This window comes from Paenibacillus sp. JJ-100, assembly GCF_948329825.1.
GTDB lineage: Bacteria > Bacillota > Bacilli > Paenibacillales > Paenibacillaceae > Paenibacillus.
The window spans coordinates 23,351-48,371 of the sequence record NZ_CAOJCM010000013.1; the positions used below are offsets into that span (position 1 = coordinate 23,351).

Annotated in this window: 31 protein-coding genes; all 31 read left to right on the top strand. The window is 45.0% G+C overall.

The features are described 5' to 3' along the window. Positions 1-32: 32 nt before the first annotated feature. The 31 genes from rplL to secY all read left to right on the top strand — a co-directional run bounded on the left by rplL (position 33) and on the right by secY (position 24,954). Complete coding sequence (gene rplL / locus PQG66_RS24320) at positions 33-395, top strand: 50S ribosomal protein L7/L12 (protein ID WP_272040431.1); 363 nt, start codon at positions 33-35, stop codon at positions 393-395. Positions 396-493: 98 nt separating this feature from the next. Beyond that, a complete protein-coding gene (locus PQG66_RS24325; protein WP_272040433.1) occupies positions 494-1,096 on the top strand; it encodes a class I SAM-dependent methyltransferase in 603 nt (200 codons plus the stop codon). A 414-nt stretch (positions 1,097-1,510) separates the two neighbouring features. Further along, positions 1,511-5,056, top strand: a complete 3,546-nt coding sequence (rpoB, locus tag PQG66_RS24330; RefSeq protein ID WP_272040434.1) for a DNA-directed RNA polymerase subunit beta — start codon at positions 1,511-1,513, stop codon at positions 5,054-5,056. Between the two features lie 112 nt (positions 5,057-5,168). Further along, complete coding sequence (gene rpoC, locus PQG66_RS24335) at positions 5,169-8,783, top strand: DNA-directed RNA polymerase subunit beta' (RefSeq protein WP_272040435.1); 3,615 nt, start codon at positions 5,169-5,171, stop codon at positions 8,781-8,783. 199 nt (positions 8,784-8,982) lie between these two features. Further along, positions 8,983-9,231 carry a ribosomal L7Ae/L30e/S12e/Gadd45 family protein gene (locus PQG66_RS24340; protein WP_272040478.1) on the top strand — a complete coding sequence of 83 codons (249 nt, stop codon included), beginning with the start codon at positions 8,983-8,985 and terminating at the stop codon, positions 9,229-9,231. Between the two features lie 150 nt (positions 9,232-9,381). Then, positions 9,382-9,804: a 30S ribosomal protein S12 gene (gene rpsL / locus PQG66_RS24345; protein WP_272040436.1), complete on the top strand. Its 423-nt coding sequence runs from the start codon at positions 9,382-9,384 to the stop codon at positions 9,802-9,804. A gap of 88 nt (positions 9,805-9,892) precedes the next feature. After that, on the top strand, positions 9,893-10,363 hold the full coding sequence (gene rpsG, locus PQG66_RS24350; protein WP_056697679.1) for a 30S ribosomal protein S7: 471 nt from the start codon (positions 9,893-9,895) through the stop codon (positions 10,361-10,363). Between the two features lie 46 nt (positions 10,364-10,409). Beyond that, positions 10,410-12,488, top strand: a complete 2,079-nt coding sequence (fusA, locus tag PQG66_RS24355; RefSeq protein WP_272040437.1) for an elongation factor G — start codon at positions 10,410-10,412, stop codon at positions 12,486-12,488. 94 nt (positions 12,489-12,582) lie between these two features. Beyond that, positions 12,583-13,773 carry an elongation factor Tu gene (tuf, locus tag PQG66_RS24360; protein ID WP_272040438.1) on the top strand — a complete coding sequence of 397 codons (1,191 nt, stop codon included), beginning with the start codon at positions 12,583-12,585 and terminating at the stop codon, positions 13,771-13,773. A gap of 435 nt (positions 13,774-14,208) precedes the next feature. Next, complete coding sequence (gene rpsJ / locus PQG66_RS24365) at positions 14,209-14,517, top strand: 30S ribosomal protein S10 (RefSeq protein WP_017692074.1); 309 nt, start codon at positions 14,209-14,211, stop codon at positions 14,515-14,517. 45 nt (positions 14,518-14,562) lie between these two features. Next, a complete protein-coding gene (gene rplC, locus PQG66_RS24370; protein ID WP_272040443.1) occupies positions 14,563-15,186 on the top strand; it encodes a 50S ribosomal protein L3 in 624 nt (207 codons plus the stop codon). Between the two features lie 25 nt (positions 15,187-15,211). Next, positions 15,212-15,835: a 50S ribosomal protein L4 gene (rplD, locus tag PQG66_RS24375; protein ID WP_111271025.1), complete on the top strand. Its 624-nt coding sequence runs from the start codon at positions 15,212-15,214 to the stop codon at positions 15,833-15,835. Beyond that, a complete protein-coding gene (gene rplW, locus PQG66_RS24380) occupies positions 15,835-16,125 on the top strand; it encodes a 50S ribosomal protein L23 (RefSeq protein WP_110899281.1) in 291 nt (96 codons plus the stop codon). Before rplD ends, rplW begins: the two co-directional genes overlap by 1 nt. A gap of 31 nt (positions 16,126-16,156) precedes the next feature. Further along, positions 16,157-16,987 carry a 50S ribosomal protein L2 gene (rplB, locus tag PQG66_RS24385; protein ID WP_272040444.1) on the top strand — a complete coding sequence of 277 codons (831 nt, stop codon included), beginning with the start codon at positions 16,157-16,159 and terminating at the stop codon, positions 16,985-16,987. 71 nt (positions 16,988-17,058) lie between these two features. Then, positions 17,059-17,337, top strand: a complete 279-nt coding sequence (gene rpsS, locus PQG66_RS24390) for a 30S ribosomal protein S19 (RefSeq protein WP_056697694.1) — start codon at positions 17,059-17,061, stop codon at positions 17,335-17,337. 35 nt (positions 17,338-17,372) lie between these two features. Further along, positions 17,373-17,705: a 50S ribosomal protein L22 gene (gene rplV / locus PQG66_RS24395; RefSeq protein ID WP_272040445.1), complete on the top strand. Its 333-nt coding sequence runs from the start codon at positions 17,373-17,375 to the stop codon at positions 17,703-17,705. Positions 17,706-17,720: 15 nt separating this feature from the next. Then, entirely contained in the window at positions 17,721-18,386 is a 666-nt protein-coding gene (gene rpsC, locus PQG66_RS24400; RefSeq protein WP_110899283.1) for a 30S ribosomal protein S3, read from the top strand. Positions 18,387-18,388: 2 nt separating this feature from the next. Then, positions 18,389-18,823 carry a 50S ribosomal protein L16 gene (gene rplP / locus PQG66_RS24405; RefSeq protein WP_017692082.1) on the top strand — a complete coding sequence of 145 codons (435 nt, stop codon included), beginning with the start codon at positions 18,389-18,391 and terminating at the stop codon, positions 18,821-18,823. Beyond that, the gene (rpmC, locus tag PQG66_RS24410) at positions 18,813-19,010 is read left to right on the top strand and encodes a 50S ribosomal protein L29 (RefSeq protein WP_017692083.1); all 198 of its coding nucleotides are present in this window, start codon (positions 18,813-18,815) and stop codon (positions 19,008-19,010) included. The genes rplP and rpmC overlap by 11 nt, the downstream gene beginning before the upstream one ends. 48 nt (positions 19,011-19,058) lie before the next feature. Beyond that, positions 19,059-19,325, top strand: a complete 267-nt coding sequence (gene rpsQ, locus PQG66_RS24415) for a 30S ribosomal protein S17 (RefSeq protein ID WP_272040446.1) — start codon at positions 19,059-19,061, stop codon at positions 19,323-19,325. A 35-nt stretch (positions 19,326-19,360) separates the two neighbouring features. Continuing rightward, positions 19,361-19,729, top strand: a complete 369-nt coding sequence (gene rplN, locus PQG66_RS24420) for a 50S ribosomal protein L14 (protein WP_272040447.1) — start codon at positions 19,361-19,363, stop codon at positions 19,727-19,729. A 41-nt stretch (positions 19,730-19,770) separates the two neighbouring features. Then, on the top strand, positions 19,771-20,124 hold the full coding sequence (rplX, locus tag PQG66_RS24425; RefSeq protein ID WP_090924672.1) for a 50S ribosomal protein L24: 354 nt from the start codon (positions 19,771-19,773) through the stop codon (positions 20,122-20,124). Between the two features lie 32 nt (positions 20,125-20,156). Beyond that, positions 20,157-20,699 carry a 50S ribosomal protein L5 gene (rplE, locus tag PQG66_RS24430; protein ID WP_111271027.1) on the top strand — a complete coding sequence of 181 codons (543 nt, stop codon included), beginning with the start codon at positions 20,157-20,159 and terminating at the stop codon, positions 20,697-20,699. Between the two features lie 74 nt (positions 20,700-20,773). Further along, entirely contained in the window at positions 20,774-20,959 is a 186-nt protein-coding gene (locus PQG66_RS24435; protein WP_013312154.1) for a type Z 30S ribosomal protein S14, read from the top strand. Positions 20,960-20,991: 32 nt separating this feature from the next. After that, entirely contained in the window at positions 20,992-21,390 is a 399-nt protein-coding gene (gene rpsH, locus PQG66_RS24440) for a 30S ribosomal protein S8 (protein WP_272040452.1), read from the top strand. Positions 21,391-21,420: 30 nt separating this feature from the next. Next, positions 21,421-21,963 (top strand): 50S ribosomal protein L6, encoded by a 543-nt coding sequence (rplF, locus tag PQG66_RS24445; RefSeq protein WP_272040453.1) that lies wholly within the window; start codon positions 21,421-21,423, stop codon positions 21,961-21,963. Positions 21,964-22,080: 117 nt separating this feature from the next. Then, positions 22,081-22,449 (top strand): 50S ribosomal protein L18, encoded by a 369-nt coding sequence (gene rplR, locus PQG66_RS24450; protein ID WP_272040454.1) that lies wholly within the window; start codon positions 22,081-22,083, stop codon positions 22,447-22,449. A 27-nt stretch (positions 22,450-22,476) separates the two neighbouring features. Beyond that, complete coding sequence (rpsE, locus tag PQG66_RS24455) at positions 22,477-22,974, top strand: 30S ribosomal protein S5 (protein ID WP_024633574.1); 498 nt, start codon at positions 22,477-22,479, stop codon at positions 22,972-22,974. Positions 22,975-22,986: 12 nt separating this feature from the next. Next, positions 22,987-23,172 carry a 50S ribosomal protein L30 gene (rpmD, locus tag PQG66_RS24460; RefSeq protein WP_272040456.1) on the top strand — a complete coding sequence of 62 codons (186 nt, stop codon included), beginning with the start codon at positions 22,987-22,989 and terminating at the stop codon, positions 23,170-23,172. A gap of 43 nt (positions 23,173-23,215) precedes the next feature. Beyond that, positions 23,216-23,656: a 50S ribosomal protein L15 gene (rplO, locus tag PQG66_RS24465; RefSeq protein WP_272040457.1), complete on the top strand. Its 441-nt coding sequence runs from the start codon at positions 23,216-23,218 to the stop codon at positions 23,654-23,656. Further along, the gene (secY, locus tag PQG66_RS24470) at positions 23,656-24,954 is read left to right on the top strand and encodes a preprotein translocase subunit SecY (protein ID WP_272040458.1); all 1,299 of its coding nucleotides are present in this window, start codon (positions 23,656-23,658) and stop codon (positions 24,952-24,954) included. Before rplO ends, secY begins: the two co-directional genes overlap by 1 nt. The last annotated feature ends 67 nt before the right edge of the window (positions 24,955-25,021 follow it).

Consider the following 25,021-nt stretch of genomic DNA (forward strand, 5'->3'; position numbering starts at 1 on the left):
AAAAAAATAAAATTATATATGGAGGTTCAATCATGAGTAAAGAGCAAATCTTAGAAGCAATCAAAGGCATGACTGTATTGGAACTGAACGATCTCGTTAAAGCAATCGAAGAAGAATTCGGCGTAACTGCTGCAGCTCCAGTAGCTGTTGTAGGTGGCGGCGCGGCTTCAGCTGAAGCTGAGCAATCCGAGTTCGACGTAATCCTGGCTAACGCTGGTGCTTCCAAAATCAACGTTATCAAAGCAGTTCGCGAAATCACTGGTCTTGGCTTGAAAGAAGCAAAAGAACTGGTTGACAACGCTCCAAAACCACTGAAAGAAAAAGTGGCTAAAGAAGAAGCGGAAACAATCAAAGCTAAGCTTGAAGAAGCTGGCGCTACAATCGAAGTTAAATAATTTAGCTTTAACAGGCTAAATGAATAAAACAACAAACCCCTTGACTTATATCAAGGGGTTTGTTGCTGTAAATGTAACTATGGAAAGTGAGTGAGGGCATGTCCAATCATTATTATTCGGACAAACCGCAAACAGCACATGATCGTAAAACCACAGAAGTTGTGCTTCGCGGTTACAGTTTGCGGCTGGTGACGGATGCTGGTGTTTTTTCCAAGAACGGAATCGACTATGGCAGTAGAGTGTTAATTGATGCGATGGAACTGCAATCAGGCGCTCAGGTTCTCGATGTGGGATGTGGTTATGGGCCAATCGGGCTTACAGCGGCAAAACTTGTACCGGATGGGCATGTCACCATGATTGATATCAACGAGAGAGCGGTTGAGCTTTCCAGAGAAAATGCCAAAGAAAATGGTATTTCCAATGTTACGATCATGCAAAGCAATCTGCTGACTGGAATTAAGCGGCACGATTTTGATGTGATCTTGACTAATCCTCCAATACGAGCAGGTAAAGAAACTGTGCACGCTATCTTTGAACAGTCTTATCATCATTTGAAGACGGGTGGAACGTTATGGATTGTCATTCAAAAGAAACAAGGAGCGCCTTCAGCAAAAGCGAAGTTGGAATCGTTGTTTACAAGAGTGGAAGAAGTAACGAAAGATAAAGGCTACCGAATCTTCAAAGCGGTAAAAGAAGAGTAGCGAAGAAGTGTGTAAGGATCATTTGTGTTTGTAAAGTAAGCAGGGGATCACTTTTTTTGCAATAGGACCATTGACTTGAAAATCAAGGCATGGTATAGTTGTAAAATGTCAGTATTAAGATGCCCTAGTTGGCTTTAGCTAACTGAAGATGTTCAACTTTTTTACGCCGAACCGGGCTTATTATGCCTATGTTTGGCGTATAATATGTACATTTTGGGCAAACTGGGGATAAGAATGTTTTGGAAGGATATCCGCCGATCAAAGTTGCTCTTTTATCGAACGACATTTCGAATAAGGGCTTTTCTTTATTTGCGGGTGCATTGCTTTGCTCTGTATGTGTACCATTATAAGGTCACAAACAGAGGTTCGCAACGAAATTTTTAAAGTGAGTAGACATTGAGGGGTGAGTTTAAGTTGGCAGGACATCTTGTTCAATATGGTCGACGCACTCGGCGCAGTTATGCACGAATTAACGAGATACTCGAAGTTCCGAACCTGATCGAAATCCAACAAAAATCATATGATTGGTTTTTGGAGGAAGGGTTGCGTGAAATGTTCCAGGATATCTCACCAATCCAAGATTTTACAGGCAACTTAATTTTGGAATTTATCGATTACAGTCTCGGAGAACCGAAGTATACAGTAGACGACGCGAAAGAGCGTGATGTTACTTATGCAGCACCACTTCGGGTCAAAGTCCGGCTCATTAATAAGGAAACCGGAGAAGTCAAAGAGCAGGAAGTATTCATGGGAGATTTCCCGCTGATGACAAGCACCGGCACATTTATTATTAATGGTGCTGAACGGGTTATTGTCAGCCAGTTGGTTCGCTCTCCTAGCGTTTACTTCAGTACCAAAGTTGATAAGAACGCAAAAAAAACGTATACCGCTACAGTAATTCCTAACCGCGGCGCTTGGCTAGAGCTGGAGATGGACGCAAAGGATGTTGTTTATGTCCGGATCGACCGTACGCGTAAAATTCCGGTTACGGTACTTCTGCGTGCACTTGGTTTTGGCACAGATGCTGAGATTCTGGATTTGCTTGGTAATGACGAATATATCCGTAACACACTGGATAAAGACAACACGGATTCTACAGAGAAAGCCCTCATAGAGATCTATGAACGTCTCCGTCCAGGCGAGCCACCAACGTTGGATAACGCAAAAAGCTTGCTCGTAGCACGTTTCTTTGATCCAAAACGTTATGATCTCGCAAACGTAGGTCGCTACAAAATTAACAAAAAGCTTCATATTAAAAATCGTTTGTTCAATCAGCGCTTGGCTGAGTCTCTTATTGACACCGAGACAGGTGAAATCGTTGCAGAAGCAGGTCAGATGGTTGACCGTCGTTTGCTTGACGAAATTATGCCTTACTTGGAGAAAAGCGTTGGTTTCCGCACATATCACGTAGGGAATGGTGTTTTGGATGCCAATGATATCCCTATGCAAACGATTGACGTGTTCTCACCAATTGAAGATGGTAAAGTGGTTAAGCTGATAGCCAATGGTGAAATTGACAAATCCGTGAAAAACATCACACCAGCAGACATCATTTCCTCCATCAGTTACTTCCTTAATTTGCTGCACGGCATTGGAAGCACGGATGATATCGATCATTTGGGTAACCGCCGTCTGCGTTCCGTTGGTGAGCTCTTGCAGAACCAGTTCCGTATCGGTTTGTCCCGTATGGAGCGTGTAGTTCGTGAGAGAATGTCCATTCAGGATGCTAACGTGATTACACCTCAGGCTTTGATCAACATACGTCCAGTCATCGCATCCATTAAAGAGTTCTTCGGAAGCTCTCAATTGTCACAGTTTATGGACCAAACGAACCCGCTGGGTGAGTTGACGCATAAACGTCGTCTCTCTGCTCTCGGACCAGGCGGTTTGACACGTGAGCGTGCCGGCATGGAAGTCCGAGACGTGCATCCATCTCACTATGGTCGGATGTGTCCAATCGAGACTCCAGAGGGACCAAACATCGGTTTGATCAACTCTCTGTCAACGTTTGCCCGTGTGAACGAATATGGGTTCATTGAAGCTCCATACCGCTGGGTGGATCCGAAGACAGGTGTAGTAACTGATCAGATCGATTACCTGACAGCGGACGAAGAGGACAACTATGTTATCGCTCAGGCGAATGCAAAGCTGAATGAAGATAATACATTTGCTGAAGAAGCGATCATTGTACGTTACAACAAACAATCGGATAACATTCTTACAATGCCGAGTGATCGAGTGGACTACATGGACGTATCTCCTAAGCAGGTTGTATCTGTCGCTACTGCGCTCATTCCGTTTTTGGAGAACGATGACTCCAACCGCGCCCTAATGGGATCAAACATGCAACGGCAGGCAGTTCCGCTCTTGATTCCTAAAGCCCCGCTTGTAGGAACAGGTATGGAACACAAAGCTGCAAAAGACTCTGGTGTATGTATTGTAGCCGAATATGACGGAATTATTGAACGTTCCTCTGCGAACGAGATCTGGCTTCGTCGTGTAGAAGAGGTAGACGGTCAGGAAGTCAAAGGTGACATCGTTAAATATAAATTACACAAATTTATGCGTTCGAACCAAGGGACATGTATCAACCAACGTCCGATCGTGAAAAGAGGAGAAGTTGTCAAAGCTGGCGATATTCTTGCTGACGGTCCTTCGACTGAAATGGGCGAACTTGCTCTGGGACGCAACGTTGTTGTTGCCTTCATGACATGGGAAGGTTACAACTACGAGGATGCGATTTTGCTCAGCGAAAAACTCGTTAAAGAAGATGTATACACATCTATCCATATCGAGGAATATGAGTCGGAAGCTCGGGATACCAAGCTCGGACCTGAAGAGATCACACGCGATATCCCTAACGTTGGGGAAGAAGCGCTGCGTAATCTGGATGAGCGGGGTATTATCCGCATCGGTGCTGAAATTGCAGCTGGCGACATTCTCGTTGGTAAAGTTACACCAAAAGGGGTAACAGAACTGACGGCAGAAGAACGTCTCCTGCACGCTATCTTTGGTGAGAAAGCACGTGAAGTGCGTGATACTTCCCTGCGTGTACCTCATGGTACAGATGGTATCGTCGTTGACGTGAAAGTATTTACCCGTGAAAACGGAGATGAACTGCCACCTGGTGTGAACCAACTCGTTCGTGTTTATATTGCCCAAAAACGGAAAATTTCCGAGGGTGATAAAATGGCCGGACGTCACGGTAACAAAGGGGTCGTGGCTCGTATTTTGCCAGAAGAGGATATGCCATTTCTGCCAGACGGCACACCGGTTCAAATCGTTCTTAACCCGCTGGGCGTACCTTCACGTATGAACATCGGTCAAGTGCTTGAAGTTCACTTGGGTATGGCAGCAATGCAACTGGGCATCCACGTAGCAACACCTGTGTTCGACGGAGCGGATGAGTATGATGTCTTCGATACGATGGAAGAAGCGGGTATGCAACGTAACGGTAAAACGGTGTTGTATGACGGTCGTACAGGTGAAGAATTTGAACGTGAAGTTACTGTCGGTGTCATGCACATGATCAAATTGGCACACATGGTTGATGATAAGATCCATGCCCGCTCCACAGGTCCTTATTCACTTGTTACGCAACAGCCGCTGGGTGGTAAAGCCCAATTCGGTGGACAGCGTTTCGGGGAGATGGAAGTTTGGGCGCTTGAAGCGTATGGTGCCGCTTATACTCTACAAGAAATATTGACAGTTAAATCCGATGACGTTGTTGGTCGGGTGAAAACGTATGAGTCCATTGTCAAAGGCGAGAACGTACCAGAGCCAGGTGTTCCGGAATCGTTCAAAGTATTGATCAAAGAGCTGCAAAGCTTGGGTATGGACGTTAAGATTTTGAGTGAAGATGAGCAAGAGATTGAAATGAAAGAAATGGACGATGAAGATGACGCTGCGAGCGATAAGCTCAGCCTCAACCTGGAGGGTACAGAGGTCGGAGCGGAATAATCGCTTCGGGCGCATGATGACCAGCGTTTTTCATCAGGCTCACGTTCTGCTCCGGCTTCAGCCGGAGTAGACGTAACCTAGATTACAGGAATTGGTTAAGGAGGGTTGCTCCTTGTTGGACGTCAACAATTTCGAATACATGAAGATCGGGCTTGCTTCCCCAGAGAAAATTCGTTCTTGGTCCCGCGGAGAAGTGAAAAAACCGGAAACGATCAACTATCGTACGTTGAAACCGGAAAAAGAAGGGCTATTCTGCGAAAAGATTTTTGGTCCTACAAAAGACTGGGAATGTCATTGTGGTAAATACAAACGCGTTCGTTATAAAGGCGTTGTCTGTGACCGCTGTGGCGTTGAAGTAACACGTGCAAAAGTCCGTCGTGAACGGATGGGTCACATTGAGCTTGCTGCTCCGGTATCGCATATCTGGTACTTCAAAGGTATTCCGAGCCGCATGGGTCTCGCTCTGGATATGTCTCCGAGATCTCTGGAAGAGATCATTTATTTTGCATCATATGTAGTAACCGATCCAGGAGAAACTCCACTGGAGAAAAAACAGCTGTTGTCCGAAAAGGAATATCGCAGCTACCGTGAAAAATACGGATACGGCTTCCAAGCTGGCATGGGTGCAGAAGCAGTTAAAAAATTGCTTCAAGACCTTGATATAGAGAAAGAGCTTGAATTCCTGAAGGAAGAGCTCCGTACTGCACAAGGACAACGTCGTAACCGTGCAATCAAACGTTTGGAAGTGATTGAAGCATTCCGTAACTCTGGAAATAATCCAGAGTGGATGATCATGGATGTACTTCCTGTCATTCCACCGGAACTTCGACCGATGGTACAACTGGATGGTGGACGTTTTGCTACGTCTGACTTGAATGACTTGTACCGCCGTGTAATTAACCGTAACAACCGTCTGAAACGTCTGCTTGACCTAGGCGCACCAGATATTATCGTGCAAAATGAAAAACGAATGCTGCAGGAAGCAGTTGACGCTTTGATCGATAACGGTCGTCGTGGACGCCCTGTTACTGGTCCGGGTAACCGTCCTTTGAAATCTCTCAGCCACATGCTGAAAGGTAAACAAGGTCGTTTCCGTCAAAACTTGCTCGGTAAACGTGTTGACTACTCCGGCCGTTCCGTTATCGTTGTCGGACCTTACTTGAAAATGTATCAATGCGGTCTGCCTAAAGATATGGCCCTCGAACTGTTCAAGCCGTTTGTTATGAAAGAGCTTGTGAATAAAGGACTTGCTCACAACATCAAGAGCGCAAAACGTAAAGTTGAGCGTGTGAGTCCTGAAGTATGGGATGTCCTTGAAGAAGTAATCAAAGAGCATCCGGTTCTCTTGAACCGTGCCCCTACGCTTCACCGTCTCGGAATTCAAGCATTTGAGCCGATTCTGGTTGAAGGTAAAGCGATTCGTCTGCACCCACTGGTATGTACTGCATACAATGCCGACTTTGACGGCGACCAAATGGCCGTGCACGTTCCGTTGTCTGCTGAAGCACAAGCAGAAGCACGTATTCTGATGCTTGCATCAGGTAACATTTTGAACCCGAAAGATGGTAAACCGGTAGTAACCCCTTCCCAGGATATGGTTCTTGGTTCGTACTATTTGACAATGGACAACAAAGAAGAGAAGGGTACAGGTATGATTCTTCGTACTGTCCATGAGGCTATATCAGCATACCAACGAGGTACTGCGGGACTGCATGCACGTGTGGCAATTCCAGTGAAAGCACTCGGTAAAACGAGCTTCACAGAAGAGCAGCAAAAAGGCATGTTACTGACAACGATCGGTAAAATTATCTTTAATGAAATTTTCCCGGCGAGCTTCCCTTATATCAATGATGCGACTCGTGCAAACCTATATCAAGGTACAGCTGATCACTCATTCGTTTATGAGAAAGGTGCTGACTTGAGAGAGGCAATTATGAATGCTCCTCAAGCGGGCGGTGTCGGCAAAGAATACCTTGGTTCCATTATCGCACGTTGTTTTGAAATTTATCACACAACCGAGACAGCGGTTATTCTCGATAAAATCAAACAGCTCGGATTCACGTACTCAACACGTGCGGGTATTACCGTAGCCGTGTCTGACGTTATCGTTCCAGATGAGAAAACAGAAATTTTGAAACAATCTGAAGAGAAAGCGCAAATCGTTACCAATCAGTACCGTCGTGGTCTGATCACGAATGAAGAGCGCTATGACCGTATCATTGATATCTGGTCGAAATCCAAAGATGACATCACGGATATCCTGATGAAGTCTATGGATCGTTATAACTCGATCATGATGATGGTAGACTCCAAAGCACGGGGTAACAAATCACAAATCACTCAATTGGGCGGTATGCGTGGTCTGATGGCCAACCCGTCTGGTCGAATTATCGAACTCCCAATCAAATCGAACTTCCGTGAAGGTCTGACAGTACTCGAGTACTTTATTTCCACTCACGGTGCGCGTAAAGGTCTCGCGGATACAGCCCTGCGTACAGCTGACTCAGGTTATCTGACTCGTCGTCTCGTAGACGTAGCCCAAGACGTAATCGTGCGTGAGGACGATTGTGGTACCGATAAAGGGTTTACCGTTAGCCGAATTCAGGATGGTAAAGAGGTTATTGAGGATCTCTACGACCGTATTGAAGGCAGATATTGCTTCGAGACTGTTCGTCATCCAGAAACGAAAGAGATTATCGCTGGCCGTAATGAACTAATCGATTCTGACAAAGCAGAAGCGATTATCAAAGCTGGCGTAACCAAATTGCAAATCCGCTCCGTTCTCAGCTGCCGTGCAAGCCATGGTGTCTGCAAGAAGTGTTACGGTCGTAACCTTGCGACAGGTAAACACGTGGAGATTGGTGAAGCGGTTGGTATCATTGCCGCACAATCCATTGGTGAGCCAGGAACTCAGCTTACAATGCGTACGTTCCATACCGGCGGTGTAGCCGGAGACGATATCACGCAAGGTTTGCCGCGTATTCAGGAGTTGTTTGAGGCCCGTAATCCTAAAGGTCAAGCAACAATCAGTGAGATTGATGGTGTGGTTAAAGAAATTCGCGAAGCCAAGGATCGTCGCGAAATCGAAATTCAAGGTGAAGCGGAATCCAAAGTGTACTCCGTTACTTACGGTTCTCGTGTCCGCGTAAGCGAAGGCATGGAAATTGAAGCGGGTGACGAGTTGACAGACGGTTCCATCGATCCAAAAGAAATGCTGCGCATCAAAGGCGTACGTGGCGTACAGAACTACATTTTGCAGGAAGTACAGCGCGTATACCGTAACCAAGGCGTAGAAATCAATGACAAACACGTTGAAGTTATGATTCGTCAAATGCTGCGTAAAATCCGTATCGTTGATGCGGGAGATACAACGCTGCTGCCGGGATCGTTTGTAGATACGCATGAGTACGAAAGAGCGAACAAAATTGCGATTCTAAGTGATAAAGAGCCAGCGGTTGCGAAACCAATCTTGCTCGGTATCACAAAAGCATCCCTTGAGACAGACTCCTTCCTCTCTGCGGCATCGTTCCAGGAGACAACACGTGTATTGACGGATGCAGCGATCAAAGGTAAAGTCGATCAGTTGCTCGGTCTGAAGGAAAATGTAATCATCGGTAAATTGATCCCTGCAGGTACAGGTATGAACCGATACCGCAGTATCAAATTTGCTGAACCAGAAGGTGGCCAATCTTCTGTAGAAGAGTTGGAACCCGTATCGGTAGATTAAGTTGAACCCCCTCACATAAGGGGATAAGGATGTGTATTTCAGGATACGGACGTTTGCGAAAGAGAGATGGACGGATCCTGATATACACTAACTTTATAAATCTTTTAGGATTAGCATTGACATTGCTTGCGCTAGATGCTAATATATCATAGGTGCGTGGGCAGCTGATTGTATTTGGTCCTATTCGGAGGAATGTATGATGTCTAATGAAAAAGACTTGCAAGATGCTCATGTCAAAATCGGTACCAAACAGACCATGCGGACAGTAGAGACAGGGATGGCTTCTGAAGTCTATGTCGCTGAAGATTGTGATCCGCAGCTCACTTCCAAAATCATTGCCTTGTGTGAACAACACAATGTAAAGTACACGAAAGTGGACACAATGAAAAATCTCGGCAAAGCTTGCGGGATTGGAGTGGGAGCAGCCATGGCTGCTGTCGTAAAATGATAGGGTAAGGAACGTTTTTGTCCGAGAACATTTAAGGATTCTCTAAGGCAAAAACTTTTCATTTGTCTTTTTATGAACCGCCTGGGTCTGTGGGCTTAGATAAAGGTTTGTAAAGAAACATGAATAATTGAGGAAGGGGGTGGCAATCACATGCCAACTATTAACCAACTAGTTCGTAAAGGACGTCAAGCTAAAGTTTACAAGTCAAAATCACCAGCTTTGCAAAAAGGATTCAATGCTTTGAAACGTGAATCCACTAGCACTAGTGCCCCACAAAAACGTGGTGTCTGCACTCGTGTAGGTACAATGACTCCACGTAAACCGAACTCTGCACTTCGTAAGTATGCCCGTGTTCGTTTGACGAACCGTCTCGAGGTAACTGCTTATATCCCGGGAATCGGACATAACCTTCAAGAGCACAGCGTGGTATTGATCCGCGGAGGTAAAGTAAAAGACCTTGCAGGGGTTCGTTATCACATCGTTCGTGGAGCTCTCGATACTGCAGGCGTGAACAACCGTATGCAAGCTCGTTCTAAATACGGTGCGAAGCGTCCAAAAGCTAAAAAAGCCTAAATTATGATAAGCAGGTAGCCTGAGAGCCTTCAGACTTAAGTCTTGAAGGTGCAGGATCTGCTGAACAAAAAAAGAAAGGGGGATATCCATGCCACGCAAAGGTCCAGTTACAAAAAGAGACGTGTTGCCAGATCCGGTATACAACAGCAAGTTGGTTACTCGTTTGATCAACCGCATCATGCTCGATGGAAAACGCGGTGTTGCTCAAAGCATTCTGTATAATGCGTTCAAGTTGATCCAAGAACGCACGGGTAATGACCCGATGGAAGTATTTGAGACAGCAATTAAAAATATCATGCCAGTTCTGGAAGTTAAAGCTCGCCGTGTCGGCGGTGCCAACTACCAAGTACCAATCGAGGTGAAACCTGAGAGACGTACTGCATTGGGTTTACGTTGGCTCGTAAACTACTCCCGCAACCGCGGTGAGAAAACAATGGAAGAACGTTTGGCGGCTGAAATTATTGATGCTTCCAACAACACAGGCGCTTCCGTTAAAAAACGTGAAGATACGCACAAAATGGCTGAAGCGAACAAAGCGTTTGCTCACTACCGTTGGTAGGATTCAGTTCATAATAAAACTTTAATTTCGAAGGGAGACCCATTTTATGGCTAGAGAGTTCTCCTTGAAAAATACACGTAATATCGGGATCATGGCTCATATTGATGCGGGTAAGACAACAACCACGGAGCGAATTTTGTTTTACACAGGCATTACGCACAAAATCGGTGAAACACACGAAGGTGCTGCGCAAATGGACTGGATGGAACAAGAGCAGGAGCGCGGAATCACGATTACTTCCGCTGCGACTACAGCTTCTTGGAAAGGTCACCGGGTCAACATTATTGATACCCCGGGTCACGTAGACTTCACAGTTGAAGTTGAACGTTCCCTTCGTGTATTGGACGGAGCAGTTGGTGTATTCAGTGCGAAAGAAGGCGTTGAGCCTCAGTCTGAAACTGTATGGAGACAGGCTGATAAGTACTCTGTACCACGTATCGCATATGTAAACAAAATGGATATCATCGGTGCTGACTTCCTGAATGTTGTAGCTGATATGCGCGATCGCTTGCAAGCGAACGCCGTAGCAATTCAACTTCCAATCGGTGCTGAGAATGACTTCCAAGGTATTGTTGATATCGTCGAACAAAAGGCTTATATCTACAAAGATGATCTGGGCCAAAATATCGAAGAAATCGAAGTGCCTGCAGAATTGGCTGGTCAAGTTGAGGAACTGCGTAACGAACTGATTGAACGTGTTGCAGAACTCGATGAAGAACTGACAATGAAATACCTGGAAGGCGAAGAGATCACAGTTAGTGAGATCAAAGCCGCTCTCCGTAAAGGTGTTGTAGAAGTTAAGATTTTCCCAGTTATCTGTGGATCCTCGTATCGTAACAAAGGTGTTCAACTGATGTTGGACGCTGTTATCGATTACTTGCCAGCTCCAACAGATGTTCCATCTATCACGGGTCACCTTGAAGATGGAACAGAAACAACTCGTAAGTCAGCTGATGAAGAGCCATTCGCCGCATTGGCATTCAAAATTATGACTGACCCTTACGTTGGTAAATTGACATTCTTCCGCGTATACTCCGGTGTTCTTCAATCCGGTTCTTATGTATTGAATGCCACTAAAAACAAACGTGAGCGTATCGGTCGTATCCTTCAAATGCATGCAAACAGCCGCCAAGAAATCACTCTAGTTCACGCGGGTGACATTGCTGCTGCTGTAGGTTTGAAAGATACGGGCACAGGTGATACACTATGTGATGAGAAAAATCCGGTTATCTTGGAATCCATGAACTTCCCTGATCCGGTTATCGAAATCGCTGTTGAGCCTAAAACTAAAGCTGACCAAGACAAAATGGGTGTTGCTCTCGGTAAGTTGACGGAAGAGGATCCAACTCTTCGCGCTCACACTGACGAAGAAACAGGACAAACGATCTTGGCAGGTATGGGTGAGCTTCACCTTGATATCATCATTGACCGTATGCGTCGTGAGTTCAAGGTAGACACTACTGTGGGTAAACCACAAGTAGCATACCGTGAAACATTCCGCCAACCAGCGCGTGTTGAAGGTAAATTCGTACGTCAATCCGGTGGTCGTGGTCAATACGGTCACGTATGGGTTGAATTCGAACCTCTCGAGCCGGGTACAGGCAGCCAGTTCGACAGTAAAATTGTCGGTGGTTCTGTACCTAGAGAATACATTCAGCCTGCACTGACAGGAATTGAAGAGCAAATGAAAAATGGTGTACTTGCGGGCTTCCCGCTCGTAGACGTTAAGGCTACAATTGTAGATGGATCATACCATGATGTCGATTCCAACGAGATGGCATTTAAAATTGCCGGTTCGATGGCGCTGAAAGCTGCGAAAGACAAATGTAGTCCTGTTCTGCTCGAGCCTATCATGAAAGTAGAAGTAACTGTTCCAGAAGAGTACATGGGTGACGTTATGGGTATGTTGAACTCCCGTCGTGGCCGCATTGAAGGTATGGATTCCCGTAGTGGAGCTCAAATCATTCGTGCTAAAGTACCTCTGTCTGAGATGTTTGGTTACTCTACAACTCTTCGTTCCGGTACTCAAGGTCGCGGTGTGTTCTCCATGGAACTCTCTCACTATGAAGAAGTTCCTAAGAACATTGCTGAAGAGATCGTTGCTAAAGCAAAAGGTACTGAGTAGTTTTCTCACACTGAATGTTTGTGCTTCAAACATGGTTTGAAGCACTTCATTCAGTGAAACATATAATTATAAATTTTAAGGAGGCCACGTTCAAATGGCAAAGGCTAAATACGAACGTACTAAACCACACGTTAACATTGGTACTATTGGTCACGTCGACCATGGTAAAACAACTCTGACTGCTGCAATCACAACTGTATTGTCCAAAACTTACGGTGGTGCTGCAATGGATTTCGATCAAATCGATAAAGCACCAGAAGAGCGCGAACGCGGTATCACAATCTCAACTTCACACGTTGAGTACGAAACTGATGCTCGTCACTACGCACACGTTGACTGCCCAGGTCACGCCGACTATGTTAAAAACATGATCACTGGCGCGGCACAAATGGACGGAGCTATCCTGGTAGTATCCGCAGCTGACGGTCCAATGCCACAAACTCGTGAGCACATCTTGCTCTCCCGTCAAGTAGGCGTACCTTACATCGTTGTTTTCTTGAACAAATGTGATATGGTTGAAGACGAAGAGTTGTTGGAATTGGTTGAGATGGAAGTTCGCGACCTTCTTAACGAATATGAGTTCCCAGGTGATGACACTCCAATCACTCGTGGATCCGCTCGTGAAGCTCTGCAAAACCCTGAAGGCGAGTGGGCTCAAAAAATCGTTGATATGTTCAAAGTTATCGACACTTACATTCCGCTGCCTGAGCGTCAAACTGACAAGCCTTTCTTGATGCCAGTTGAGGATGTATTCTCCATCACTGGTCGTGGTACTGTTGCTACAGGTCGTGTAGAGCGTGGTACTATCAAAGTCGGCGAAGAGATTGAGATTGTTGGTATCGTAGAAGAAACTAAAAAATCCGTAGTTACGGGTGTAGAGATGTTCCGTAAATTGTTGGATTCCGCACAAGCGGGTGACAACATTGGTGCGTTGCTGCGTGGTGTTGATCGTACTCAAATCGAGCGTGGTCAAGTACTTGCAAAACCAGCATCTGTTAAACCACACACAGAATTTACAGCTCAAATCTACGTTTTGACTAAAGAAGAGGGTGGACGTCATAAGCCTTTCTTCACTGGATACCGTCCACAGTTTTACTTCCGTACAACGGATGTAACTGGTATCATCAACCTGCCAGACGGAACTGAAATGGTAATGCCTGGTGACAACATCACGGTTACTGTTCAACTGATCTCTCCAATCGCGATCGAAGAAGGAACTAAGTTCTCTATTCGTGAAGGTGGACGTACAGTTGGTGCGGGTTCCGTAGCATCGATCCAAAAATAATTTAGCTTTCAGCTAAATGAAAATAGCAACAGTGTACTGGAACGAGTAACATTGTACTGTAACGAAGCTTCGGAAGAGTTCTTTATCCGATATCGGATAAAGAACTCTTTTTTTATGTCAACGTTTCGGAACCTGCGTCAATTAAAAGAACATGATTCATCATATAGATAATAGATTGGTTAGGCAGCTGGGATATTGAGATAAACATTGTACAAATGAGAGTCTTTTCTCTTGGAAAGACTAGTTTGAATGTTTTTTATAAATATGCTTGCAAAACGCCCATCTTTTCTATATAATAATGAATGTTGTTCTTGTGACGTTGCGATGATGTGAGAGGTTACTGACACACCCGGCCCCTTTGCCATGGGAGAGTGGTTAGAAAATTTTCACGGAGTATGTCCGATAAAAAATTGGGCGATAGAAGGAGGGACTAAAATGGCAAAGCAAAAAATTCGTATTCGTTTGAAAGCTTACGATCACAGAATTCTTGATCAATCCGCGGAGAAAATTGTTGAAACAGCAAAACGTTCCGGTGCTGGTGTATCCGGTCCGATTCCGCTTCCTACTGAAAAACAAATCATTACTATTCTTCGTGCGGTGCACAAGTACAAGGATTCTCGGGAGCAATTCGAGCAACGCACTCATAAGCGTTTGATCGATATCGTTAACCCGACTCCACAGACTGTGGATGCCTTGATGCGCTTGGATTTACCGTCCGGTGTAGATATCGAAATTAAACTGTAATATTGCAACAAACAAGACCACGTATAGAGGAAAAGAGGTGTCAACATGAAAGGTATCTTAGGAAAAAAACTTGGAATGACTCAAGTGTTTACCGCTGAAGGTAACGTAGTTCCAGTAACGGTTATCGAAGCAGGTCCTTGTGTTGTTTTACAAAAGAAAGATCTTGAGAACGATGGCTACGAAGCAGTTCAGATTGGTTTCTCTGATAAAAAAGAGAAAAATGCTAACAAGCCAGAAGCAGGACACGCTAAAAAAGCGAATACTGCACCTAAGCGCTACATTCGTGAGCTTCGCGGCGTCAACATCGCGGAATATGAAGTTGGCCAAGAGCTGAAAGCTGACATTTTCGCTGAAGGCGAATTCGTTGACGTAACGGGTGTATCAAAAGGTAAAGGCTTTGCTGGCGTAATCAAACGTTGGGGACAAAGCACTGGACCTATGTCTCACGGTTCTCGTTATCACCGTGGCCCGGGTTCGATGGGTTCGATCCAAGCTAACCGCGTTCCTAAAGGCAAACGCCTGCCAGGACATATGGGGCATGAGACTATTACAATTCAACGTCTTGAAGTTGTAAAAGTAGACGCTGAGCGTAACGTTATCCTTGTTAAAGGTTCTATTCCTGGACCGAAAAACAGCCTTGTAAAAGTTAAAGAAACGGTGAAAAAATAACCACTGAAGAAAGGAGGAACACAAAATGCCAAAAGTATCAGTTTACAATGTAGATGGTAGCCAAGTCGGTGAAGTTGAATTGAATGATGCTGTATTCGGAATTGAGCCGAATCAACACGTTCTGTACGATGCAGTTCTTATGCAACGCGCTTCTCTTCGTCAAGGCACTCACAAAGTAAAAGGACGTTCTGAAGTACGTGGCGGTGGACGTAAACCTTGGAAACAAAAAGGTACAGGTCGCGCTCGTCAAGGTTCGATTCGTTCTCCACAATGGAAAGGTGGCGGTATCGTATTTGGTCCGACTCCACGGAGCTATGCGTACAAACTGCCTAAGAAAGTTCGTCGTCTGGCGATCAAATCTGCCCTTTCATCCAAAGTGCAAGACAATGACATTATCGTTTTGGATGCTCTGACACTGAGCGCTCCTAAAACTAAAGAATTTGCAGCTATTTTGAATAACCTTAAAGTAGGTCGCAAAGCTTTGATCGTAGCACCTAGCTATGATGATAATGTAGCTCTTTCCGCACGGAATATTCCTGGCGTGAAATTCGTAGCTGCTGACGGCATTAATGTTCTTGACGTGCTTGGTCACGACAAACTGATCATTACGAAAGAAGCAGTTCAGAAGGTAGAGGAGGTGCTCGCGTAATGAAGGATCCTCGTGATATTGTAAAACGTCCGATTATTACGGAACGTACTGCTGACATGATGAACGACTTGAAATATGTATTTGAAGTCGATATCCGTGCAAACAAAACCGAGATCAAAAAAGCGGTTGAAGCTATTTTTGGCGTAAAAGTTAAAAACGTGAACACTCTTCGTGTTCCAGCTAAACCGAAACGTTATGGTCGTTATTCCGGTTACACAAGTGAGTGGAAAAAAGCGTTTGTAACGCTGACGCAAGACAGCAAAGCGCTTGAGTTCTTTGAAACTGTATAATTGAAATTTTTAAAGTAAGGAGGGAAAACTAGTGCCAATCAAAAAGTATAAACCAACATCCCCGGCAAGACGGAATATGTCCGTTTCTACATTTGAGGAAATTACCACAGATAAGCCGGAGAAATCGTTGTTGGCCCCACTTAGCAAACAAGCAGGCCGCAACAACCAAGGTAAAATTACAGTTCGTCACCACGGTGGTGGACACAAACGTAAATACCGTATCATCGACTTCAAACGTACTAAAGATGGAATACCGGGCCGCGTTGCTACAATCGAGTATGACCCGAACCGTACTTCCAACATTGCATTGATTCACTATGCTGATGGTGAGAAACGTTACATCATCGCTCCTAAAGGTCTGAAAGTTGGAGATCAAGTATTCTCTGGTCCTGACGCAGATATCAAAATTGGTAACGCGCTGCCGCTTGAAAACATTCCAGTTGGTACCGTTATCCACAACATCGAGTTGAAACCAGGTAAAGGCGGACAGTTGGTTCGTGCTGCTGGTACTGAAGCTCAATTGCTCGGTAAAGAAGATAAATACGTTTCCGTACGTCTCTCTTCAGGAGAAGTTCGTCGTATTTTGAAAGTTTGCCGCGCGACAATCGGATCCGTTGGTAACCAAGACCACGAGCTTATCAAAATCGGTAAAGCCGGTCGTAGCCGTTGGTTGGGTCAACGTCCTGAGGTTCGTGGTGTGGTAATGAACCCTAACGATCACCCTCACGGTGGTGGTGAAGGTCGTGCTCCAATCGGACGTAAATCGCCAATGTCACCATGGGGTAAACCTACTCTTGGTTTCAAAACGCGTAAGAAAAATAAAGCTTCTGATAAATACATCATCCGTCGCCGCACGAAGTAATACACACTGTGCATAACTTCGTGAGGCATCTCCGGATGCATAAAAGCTATGTTTGAAGGGAGGATCTCCACATGAGTCGCAGTTTGAAAAAAGGGCCATTCATTGATGGCTACATGCTCAAGAAGGTAGAAGAGATGGAAGCATCAGGCAAAAAGAACGTTATCAAAACCTGGTCCCGTCGTTCTACAATTTTCCCGCAATTCATCGGACACACATTTGGCGTTTACGACGGTCGTAAACATGTGCCAGTGTATGTAACTGAGGACATGGTCGGACACAAACTGGGTGAGTTCGCTCCAACCCGTACGTATAAAGGCCATACAGATGATGATAAGAAAACAAGAAGATAAATGAATATCTCTAATGTTTGAGAGGAGGTTACACAATGGAAGCAAAAGCACATGCTAAGTTTATCCGGATTGCTCCTCGTAAAGTTCAACTCGTTGTTGACTTGATTCGCGGCAAGCAAGTTGGTGAGGCGGTTGCCATTCTCCGTCACACTCCGAAATCCGCTTCTCCAGTTGTTGAGAAGTTGCTTAACTCCGCTATTGCGAATGCGGAACATAACTATTCTATGGATGTTAATAACTTGGTGATCTCGCAAGCTTACGTAAACCAAGGACCGACTATGAAACGTTTCCGCCCTCGTGCAATGGGACGTGCAAGTCGTATTAACAAACGTACTAGCCACATCACTTTGGTGGTATCTGAAAAGTAGAAGGAGGGAAAACGTGTGGGCCAAAAGGTAAATCCAGTCGGACTTCGTGTCGGAGTTATCCGTGACTGGGAATCTAAGTGGTATGCAGGCAAAGACTTCGGCGATCTTTTGATGGAAGACGTGAAAATTCGTGAATTCCTGAAAAATAAATTGAAAGACTCCGCTGTATCTCGTGTAGAAATTGAGAGAGCGGCTAACCGCGTTAATGTTACGATTCACACTGCGAAACCAGGTATGGTAATCGGTAAAGGTGGATCTGAAGTTGAGAATCTTCGTAACCAAATTACGAAAATTGCTGGCGGTAAAAAAGTACACATCAACATTTCTGAAATTAAGAACCAAGACCTGGACGCGATCCTGGTAGCAGAAAGCATTGCACAACAATTGGAACGTCGTGTTTCTTTCCGTCGTGCGTTGAAACAAGCTATTCAAAGAACTATGCGCTCCGGTGCTAAAGGTATTAAAACTCAAGTAGGCGGACGTCTTGGCGGTGCTGAGATTGCACGTTCTGAAGGCTACAGTGAAGGAACTGTTCCACTGCACACACTGCGTGCTGACATCGACTATGGTACAGCAGAGGCACATACAACTTACGGACGTATCGGCGTAAAAGTATGGATCTATCGTGGAGAGGTTCTTCCTACGGCTAAGAAACAAGCTGCTAAGGAAGGAGGCAACTAATCATGTTGGTACCAAAACGCGTAAAACACCGTAAGCAACAACGCGGACATATGAAAGGCCAAGCAAAAGGCGGAACAACGCTGAACTTTGGCGAATATGGCTTGCAAGCTACGGAACCGGCTTGGATTACGAACCGTCAAATCGAAGCGGCTCGTATTGCGATGACTCGTTACATTAAACGTGGTGGTAAAGTCTGGATCAAAATTTTCCCTGACAAACCAATCACTCAAAAGCCTCTCGAAGTGCGGATGGGTAGCGGTAAAGGTAACGTAGAAAAATGGGTTGCAGTAGTGAAACCAGGTAAGATCATGTTTGAACTTGCTGGAGTACCGGAGGAGATCGCACGCGAAGCAATGCGTCTTGCCGCTCACAAACTGCCAATCAAAACGAAGTTCGTGAAACGTGAAGAATTGGGTGGTGAAGCAAATGAAAGCTAGTGAATTTCGCAACCTAACCTCTGCTGAAATCGAGCAAAAGATTGCCGGATTTAAAGAAGAACTCTTTAATCTCCGCTTTCAACTCGCTACCGGTCAGCTGGATAACCCGACTCGAATCCGTGATGTGCGGAAAGAAATAGCTCGTGCTAAAACCATCATCCGTGAAAGAGAATTGGGAATCGGTTAATCAGAGGTCGGATATACAATCCGTCCGTAATCAGGGAGGAGGCTAACAATGAGCGAAGAGCGTAACGCACGTAAAGTGCAAATTGGTAAAGTGGTCAGCGATAAAATGGATAAAACAATCGTTGTTGCTGTAGAAACTTACAAAAAACACGACTTGTACCATAAACGTATCAAGTACACTAAAAAATTCAAAGCGCATGACGAAGAAAACACTGCTAAAATCGGTGACGTGGTGAAAATCATGGAAACTCGTCCGCTTTCGAAAGATAAACGCTGGAGACTTACTGAAGTCGTAGAAAAAGCGGTTATCATCTAATGCATTAACAGCATAGCTGAAAGGAGGAATTCTAAATGATTCAACCATTTACACGTTTGACTGTAGCCGACAACTCCGGTGCGAAGGAACTGATGTGTATTCGCGTACTGGGCGGAACGGGACGTCGTACAGCTCAAATTGGTGATCTGATCGTTTGTTCTGTAAAACAAGCAACACCAGGCGGCGTTGTCAAAAAAGGTGATGTAGTTAGAGCGGTTATCGTTCGTACGAAACGTTCTGTACGTCGTAAAGACGGTTCCTACATCGGTTTTGATGAAAATGCAGCTGTTGTTGTAAAAGACGACAGAAGCCCACGTGGAACTCGTATTTTCGGACCTGTTGCTCGTGAACTTCGCGAGAAAGACTTCATGAAAATCGTTTCCTTGGCCCCAGAGGTTATCTAATAGATTAAGCTCGTGATGTTTAGAAACAGGAGGTGTACGAAATGCCAAGAGTGAAAAAAGTTCTGGAATCCCATAACAACAAACTTCACGTTAAAAAGGAAGATACGGTTATGGTGATCAGCGGTAAAGACAAAGGTAAAAAAGGCCGTGTCATCGCTGCTTATCCTCGTGAGAACCGCGTCCTTGTGGAAGGTGTTAACATGGTGAAAAAACACCAGAAGCCTAACCAGCAAAATCCGCAAGGCGGCATTATCGAGAAGGAAGCTCCGATTCACGTTTCCAACGTGATGCACATCGATCCAAAGAGCGGAAAAGTAACCCGTATCGGTTACAAAGTGTTGGATAACGGAAAGAAAGTGCGCGTTGCTAAACGTTCCGGAGAAATTATCGACTAATTGAACCGAATGAGAAAGGAGGGCTATGATTCATGGCATCAAGAATGAAAGAACGTTACCTGCAAGAAATCGCTCCTGCTTTGATGCAGAAGTTTAACTATACAACGGTAATGCAAGTGCCGAAAATCGAGAAAATCGTTATCAACATGGGTGTGGGCGACGCTGTTCAAAACTCCAAAGTGTTGGATTCCGCAGTAAACGATTTGCAACTGATCGCAGGTCAAAAACCTGTAATCACTCGTGCGAAAAAATCTATCGCAGGTTTTAAACTGCGTGAGAATATGCCTATCGGTGTGAAAGTTACATTGCGCGGCGAGCGTATGTACTACTTCCTCGATAAATTGTTCAACGTTACACTTCCACGTGTACGTGACTTCCGTGGTGTATCGAGCAAAGCGTTCGATGGTCGCGGTAACTACACTCTGGGTCTGAAAGAGCAATTGATCTTCCCAGAGATTGAGTACGATAAAGTAGACAAAGTCCGCGGTATGGATATTGTCATCGTAACAACGGCGAAAACAGACGAAGAGTCCCGTGAGTTGCTTACGCAACTGGGAATGCCTTTCGTAAAATAATGTTGGCATAAACGTTCCGGGTGTCTGGAAAGACTCCCTTTTCTCCGAAATCATTTAGGAGGTGTCAGGCTAAAGTGGCAAAAACTTCGATGAAAGTTAAACAACAACGTACACCAAAGTTTAAAGTACGTGCTTATACACGCTGTGAGCGTTGCGGTCGTCCACATTCGGTACTGCAAAAGTTTAAAATTTGCAGAATTTGCTTCCGTGAATTAGCTTATAAAGGCCAGATCCCTGGCGTGAAAAAAGCAAGCTGGTAAAAAGTCCTGAACGGGAAGGAGGTTAACTCACAATGACTATGTCTGATCCAATTGCAGATATGCTTACTCGTATTCGTAATGCGAACACTGTTCGTCACGAAACGGTAGAAATGCCTGCTTCGACAATGAAAAAACAAATCGCCGATATTTTGAAGCGTGAAGGGTTCATCCGTGACGCTGAATTTATCGAAGATAACAAACAAGGGATTATCCGTATTTTCTTGAAGTACGGTCAAAATAACGAGCGCGTTATCACTGGTCTGAAAAGAATCAGTAAACCTGGTCTTCGTGTATACACGAAAAGCAATGAAGTACCTCGCGTACTTGGCGGCCTGGGAATCGCGATCATCTCAACATCCAAAGGTGTTATGACGGACAAAGAAGCTCGTCAAGCAAAATCCGGCGGAGAAGTCGTTTGCTACGTATGGTAATATAACGTCACAAGATAGGAGGTGCAACACATGTCTCGTATTGGTCGCAAACCAATTACAGTACCAAGTGGTGTAGACATCACTCTGGACAACACCGTTATTACGGTAAAAGGACCAAAAGGAACTTTGACTCGTGAACTTCACAAAGACATGAAGGTTACAGTTGAAAACAACGAAATTACAGTTGTGCGTCCTTCCGATAACAAAACTCACCGTTCTTTGCACGGCACAACACGCAGCGTTGTCAGCAATATGGTGAGCGGCGTAACTGAAGGATTCGCTAAATCTCTGGAGCTGGTTGGGGTCGGATATCGTGCAAGCAAATCCGGAGATAAAATCGTTCTGAACGTTGGATACTCTCACCCGGTTGAAATTACACCGGAACCGGGAATTGAGTTCGAAGTACCTTCGAACACTAAAATCATCGTTCGCGGTATCGATAAAGAGCGCGTAGGTGCATACGCTGCTAAGATTCGTTCCGTTCGTGAACCTGAGCCGTACAAAGGTAAAGGTATTAAATATGAAGGCGAGCGTATCATCCGTAAGGAAGGTAAAGCCGGTAAGAAGAAATAAGATTTCTCTTACCGCCTTTTCGTGGCTTTCGGTTTGCTTGCTTCGTGTGTTTCTAATATACCCCGTGGCTTCCGGTTTGAAGCCAGCGAGGTAACCTGAAAGGAGTGAATCCCTGAGATGATTACGAAACAGGATAAAAACAAGGCTCGTCTGAAAAGACACCTGCGTGTTCGTAAGAAAATCCAAGGAACGGCAGCACGTCCTCGTTTGAACGTATTCCGTTCTGGTAAACATATCTACGCTCAAATCATCGATGATGTAGCTGGTGTAACCATCGCTTCTGCGTCTACTGTAGATAAAGAACTGAGTGGCGACATCAAAAACGGTGCATCTGTTGAATCTGCTCGCAAAGTTGGCGAACTCGTCGCTAAACGTGCGAAAGACAAAGGTGTTTCCAACATCGTATTTGACCGTAGCGGATATCTGTACCATGGTCGTATCGCAGCTTTGGCTGAAGCGGCTCGTGAAACAGGACTTGAGTTTTAAGATATTTTTCAAAAGGAGGTTAACGACTTGCGTGTAGATCCGAATACTTTGGAACTGTCTGAAAGAGTAGTAAACATTAATCGCGTAGCTAAAGTAGTAAAAGGCGGACGCCGTTTCAGCTTTAGCGCACTGGTTGTAGTCGGCGACGGCAACGGCTGGGTTGGAGCGGGTATCGGTAAAGCGGGCGAAGTACCTGATGCAATTCGCAAAGGTATTGAAGATGCTAAGAAAAACCTTGTACACGTTCCACTCGTAGGAACTTCGATTCCTCACTTGGTAACAGGTAAGTTCGGCGCAGGACGCGTTCTGTTGAAACCAGCATCTGAAGGTACTGGTGTTATCGCTGGTGGTCCTGTACGTGCGGTTCTCGAACTTGCTGGTGTAGGTGACATTTTGACAAAATCTCTGGGTTCTTCGAATTCCATGAACATGGTCAATGCGACTTTGGAAGGTTTGTCTCGTTTGAAGCGTGCTGAAGACGTGGCTAAACTGCGCGGAAAATCCGTCGAAGAGCTTCTGGGTTAGGAGGGAATTCTCATGGCTAAATTAGAAATTACCCTCGTCCGTAGCTTGATCGGACGTCCGGAGACGCAAAGAACCACTGTAAAAACATTGGGCTTGCGCAAAGTAAACAGCAAAGTGATTCAGAACGATAATCCTGCCATTCGTGGTATGATTAACAAAGTAAGTCACTTGGTAGCTGTTAAAGAAGTAGAAGCATAAAACGGGTATATTCCCACAAATCTTTAAGGAGGTGCAACGAACGATGAAGTTACATGAGCTTTCACCATCTCCTGGATCCCGCAAAGAGCGTAAGCGTCTTGGTCGCGGTCCAAGTAGTGGTACGGGTAAAACATCAGGTCGCGGTCATAAAGGACAAAACGCTCGTTCTGGCGGTGGTGTTCGTCCAGGCTTCGAAGGTGGACAGAATCCATTGTATCGTCGCTTGCCAAAACGTGGTTTCGTAAACCCAACTCGCAAAGAATATGCAGTTGTTAATATCGAAGACCTGAACAGTTTGCCTGCGGGTACTGAAGTGACTCCAGAATTCTTGATGACGAATGGCGTTGTTAAAAACGCTAAATCCGGAATCAAAATCTTGGGTAACGGTGAAGTCACTGTGAAGCTGACTGTTAAAGCTAATAAGTTTTCTCAATCTGCGGTGGAGAAAATTGAAGCTGCCGGCGGTACAACCGAGGTGATTTAATGTTCAAGACCCTAAAGAATATCTGGCGGGTTGAGGATCTGCGCAAAAGGGTATTATTTACCCTTTTTGTACTGATCATTTACCGCATCGGCTCCTTTGTTCCTGTTCCAGGTGTCAACAAAGATGTGTTCGAAGCGACAAATTCTGCGGGTAAAGAAGTTTTTGGACTTCTCAATACGTTCTCGGGTGGAGCACTGTTCCAGTTCTCGATATTTGCGCTCGGGATCGTACCATACATCACTGCGTCTATCATAGTACAGTTGCTTTCCATGGACGTTATTCCTAAATTAGCGGAATGGGCAAAGCAAGGTGAACAAGGTAAGAAAAAATCAGCACAATTGACCCGTTATCTAACTATCGGACTTGCATTGATTCAAGCGTTTGGTACGTCGATCGGATTTAACCGCTTGTACAATACAGAGATGGTTCCTAACGCAACATTTGCAGATTATATCTTGATCGCTATTGTACTTACGGCCGGTACTTCATTCTTGATGTGGCTTGGTGAGCAGATCACCGAGAAAGGCATCGGAAACGGAATTTCAATTCTGATCTTTGCTGGTATTTTGGCAACCGTGCCTAATATCATCAAACAAACAATTGAGTCCGACTTCATTCAACCTGATCAGTTGTTTATGAACATCCTTAAAGGTGTGATCATCGCGATTGTGATCGTGTTGATTATCATTGGTGTCATTTACATTCAGCAGGCGATTCGGAAAATTCCGGTACAGTACGCAAAACGCGTCGTAGGAAACAAAATGTATGGTGGACAGAATACACATATTCCGCTGAAGATTAATGCAGCTGGTGTTATTCCTGTCATCTTCGCATCATCTCTGTTGATGTTCCCGACGATTATCGCCAACTTCTGGGCTAATCATGGTTGGGCACAGTGGATTGGTCAGAACTTGACTACACACAAACCTCTTGGTATGGTTCTGTATGTTGTGATGATCTTCGGATTCACATTCTTCTATACTTTTGTACAGATGAATCCTCAGCAGATGGCTGATAATATGAAAAAGAACGGCGGTTACATCCCAGGCATTCGCCCGGGTAAAGCTACCGAGAAATATCTGACCCGTGTCATGACTCGTTTGACAATGGCCGGAGCCATCTTCTTGGCAGTTATTTCCGTTCTGCCTGTATTCTTAGGGGCACTTTCTGGTTTGCCTCAGTCAGCGCAAATTGGAGGAACTTCCCTCCTGATCGTAATCGGTGTTGCGCTGGATACGATGAAGCAAATCGAAAGCCAATTGATCAAACGCCACTACAAAGGTTTTATCAATAAATAGGCAATAGGTTCCGGTTGAGTAAAGATTTACTTGCCGGCACCTATTGTGCTGTTTGTTGATGTAGGGT

Coding starts and splice junctions, on each gene's coding strand:
- rplL (WP_272040431.1), top strand. CDS start 33: ATGAGTAAAGAGCAAATCTTAGAAGCAATCAAAGGCATGACTGTATTG.
- PQG66_RS24325 (WP_272040433.1), top strand. CDS start 494: ATGTCCAATCATTATTATTCGGACAAACCGCAAACAGCACATGATCGT.
- PQG66_RS24340 (WP_272040478.1), top strand. CDS start 8,983: ATGTCTAATGAAAAAGACTTGCAAGATGCTCATGTCAAAATCGGTACC.
- rpsL (WP_272040436.1), top strand. CDS start 9,382: ATGCCAACTATTAACCAACTAGTTCGTAAAGGACGTCAAGCTAAAGTT.
- rpsG (WP_056697679.1), top strand. CDS start 9,893: ATGCCACGCAAAGGTCCAGTTACAAAAAGAGACGTGTTGCCAGATCCG.
- fusA (WP_272040437.1), top strand. CDS start 10,410: ATGGCTAGAGAGTTCTCCTTGAAAAATACACGTAATATCGGGATCATG.
- tuf (WP_272040438.1), top strand. CDS start 12,583: ATGGCAAAGGCTAAATACGAACGTACTAAACCACACGTTAACATTGGT.
- rpsJ (WP_017692074.1), top strand. CDS start 14,209: ATGGCAAAGCAAAAAATTCGTATTCGTTTGAAAGCTTACGATCACAGA.
- rplC (WP_272040443.1), top strand. CDS start 14,563: ATGAAAGGTATCTTAGGAAAAAAACTTGGAATGACTCAAGTGTTTACC.
- rplD (WP_111271025.1), top strand. CDS start 15,212: ATGCCAAAAGTATCAGTTTACAATGTAGATGGTAGCCAAGTCGGTGAA.
- rplW (WP_110899281.1), top strand. CDS start 15,835: ATGAAGGATCCTCGTGATATTGTAAAACGTCCGATTATTACGGAACGT.
- rpsS (WP_056697694.1), top strand. CDS start 17,059: ATGAGTCGCAGTTTGAAAAAAGGGCCATTCATTGATGGCTACATGCTC.
- rplV (WP_272040445.1), top strand. CDS start 17,373: ATGGAAGCAAAAGCACATGCTAAGTTTATCCGGATTGCTCCTCGTAAA.
- rplP (WP_017692082.1), top strand. CDS start 18,389: ATGTTGGTACCAAAACGCGTAAAACACCGTAAGCAACAACGCGGACAT.
- rpmC (WP_017692083.1), top strand. CDS start 18,813: ATGAAAGCTAGTGAATTTCGCAACCTAACCTCTGCTGAAATCGAGCAA.
- rpsQ (WP_272040446.1), top strand. CDS start 19,059: ATGAGCGAAGAGCGTAACGCACGTAAAGTGCAAATTGGTAAAGTGGTC.
- rplN (WP_272040447.1), top strand. CDS start 19,361: ATGATTCAACCATTTACACGTTTGACTGTAGCCGACAACTCCGGTGCG.
- rplX (WP_090924672.1), top strand. CDS start 19,771: ATGCCAAGAGTGAAAAAAGTTCTGGAATCCCATAACAACAAACTTCAC.
- rplE (WP_111271027.1), top strand. CDS start 20,157: ATGGCATCAAGAATGAAAGAACGTTACCTGCAAGAAATCGCTCCTGCT.
- rpsH (WP_272040452.1), top strand. CDS start 20,992: ATGACTATGTCTGATCCAATTGCAGATATGCTTACTCGTATTCGTAAT.
- rplF (WP_272040453.1), top strand. CDS start 21,421: ATGTCTCGTATTGGTCGCAAACCAATTACAGTACCAAGTGGTGTAGAC.
- rplR (WP_272040454.1), top strand. CDS start 22,081: ATGATTACGAAACAGGATAAAAACAAGGCTCGTCTGAAAAGACACCTG.
- rpmD (WP_272040456.1), top strand. CDS start 22,987: ATGGCTAAATTAGAAATTACCCTCGTCCGTAGCTTGATCGGACGTCCG.
- rplO (WP_272040457.1), top strand. CDS start 23,216: ATGAAGTTACATGAGCTTTCACCATCTCCTGGATCCCGCAAAGAGCGT.
- secY (WP_272040458.1), top strand. CDS start 23,656: ATGTTCAAGACCCTAAAGAATATCTGGCGGGTTGAGGATCTGCGCAAA.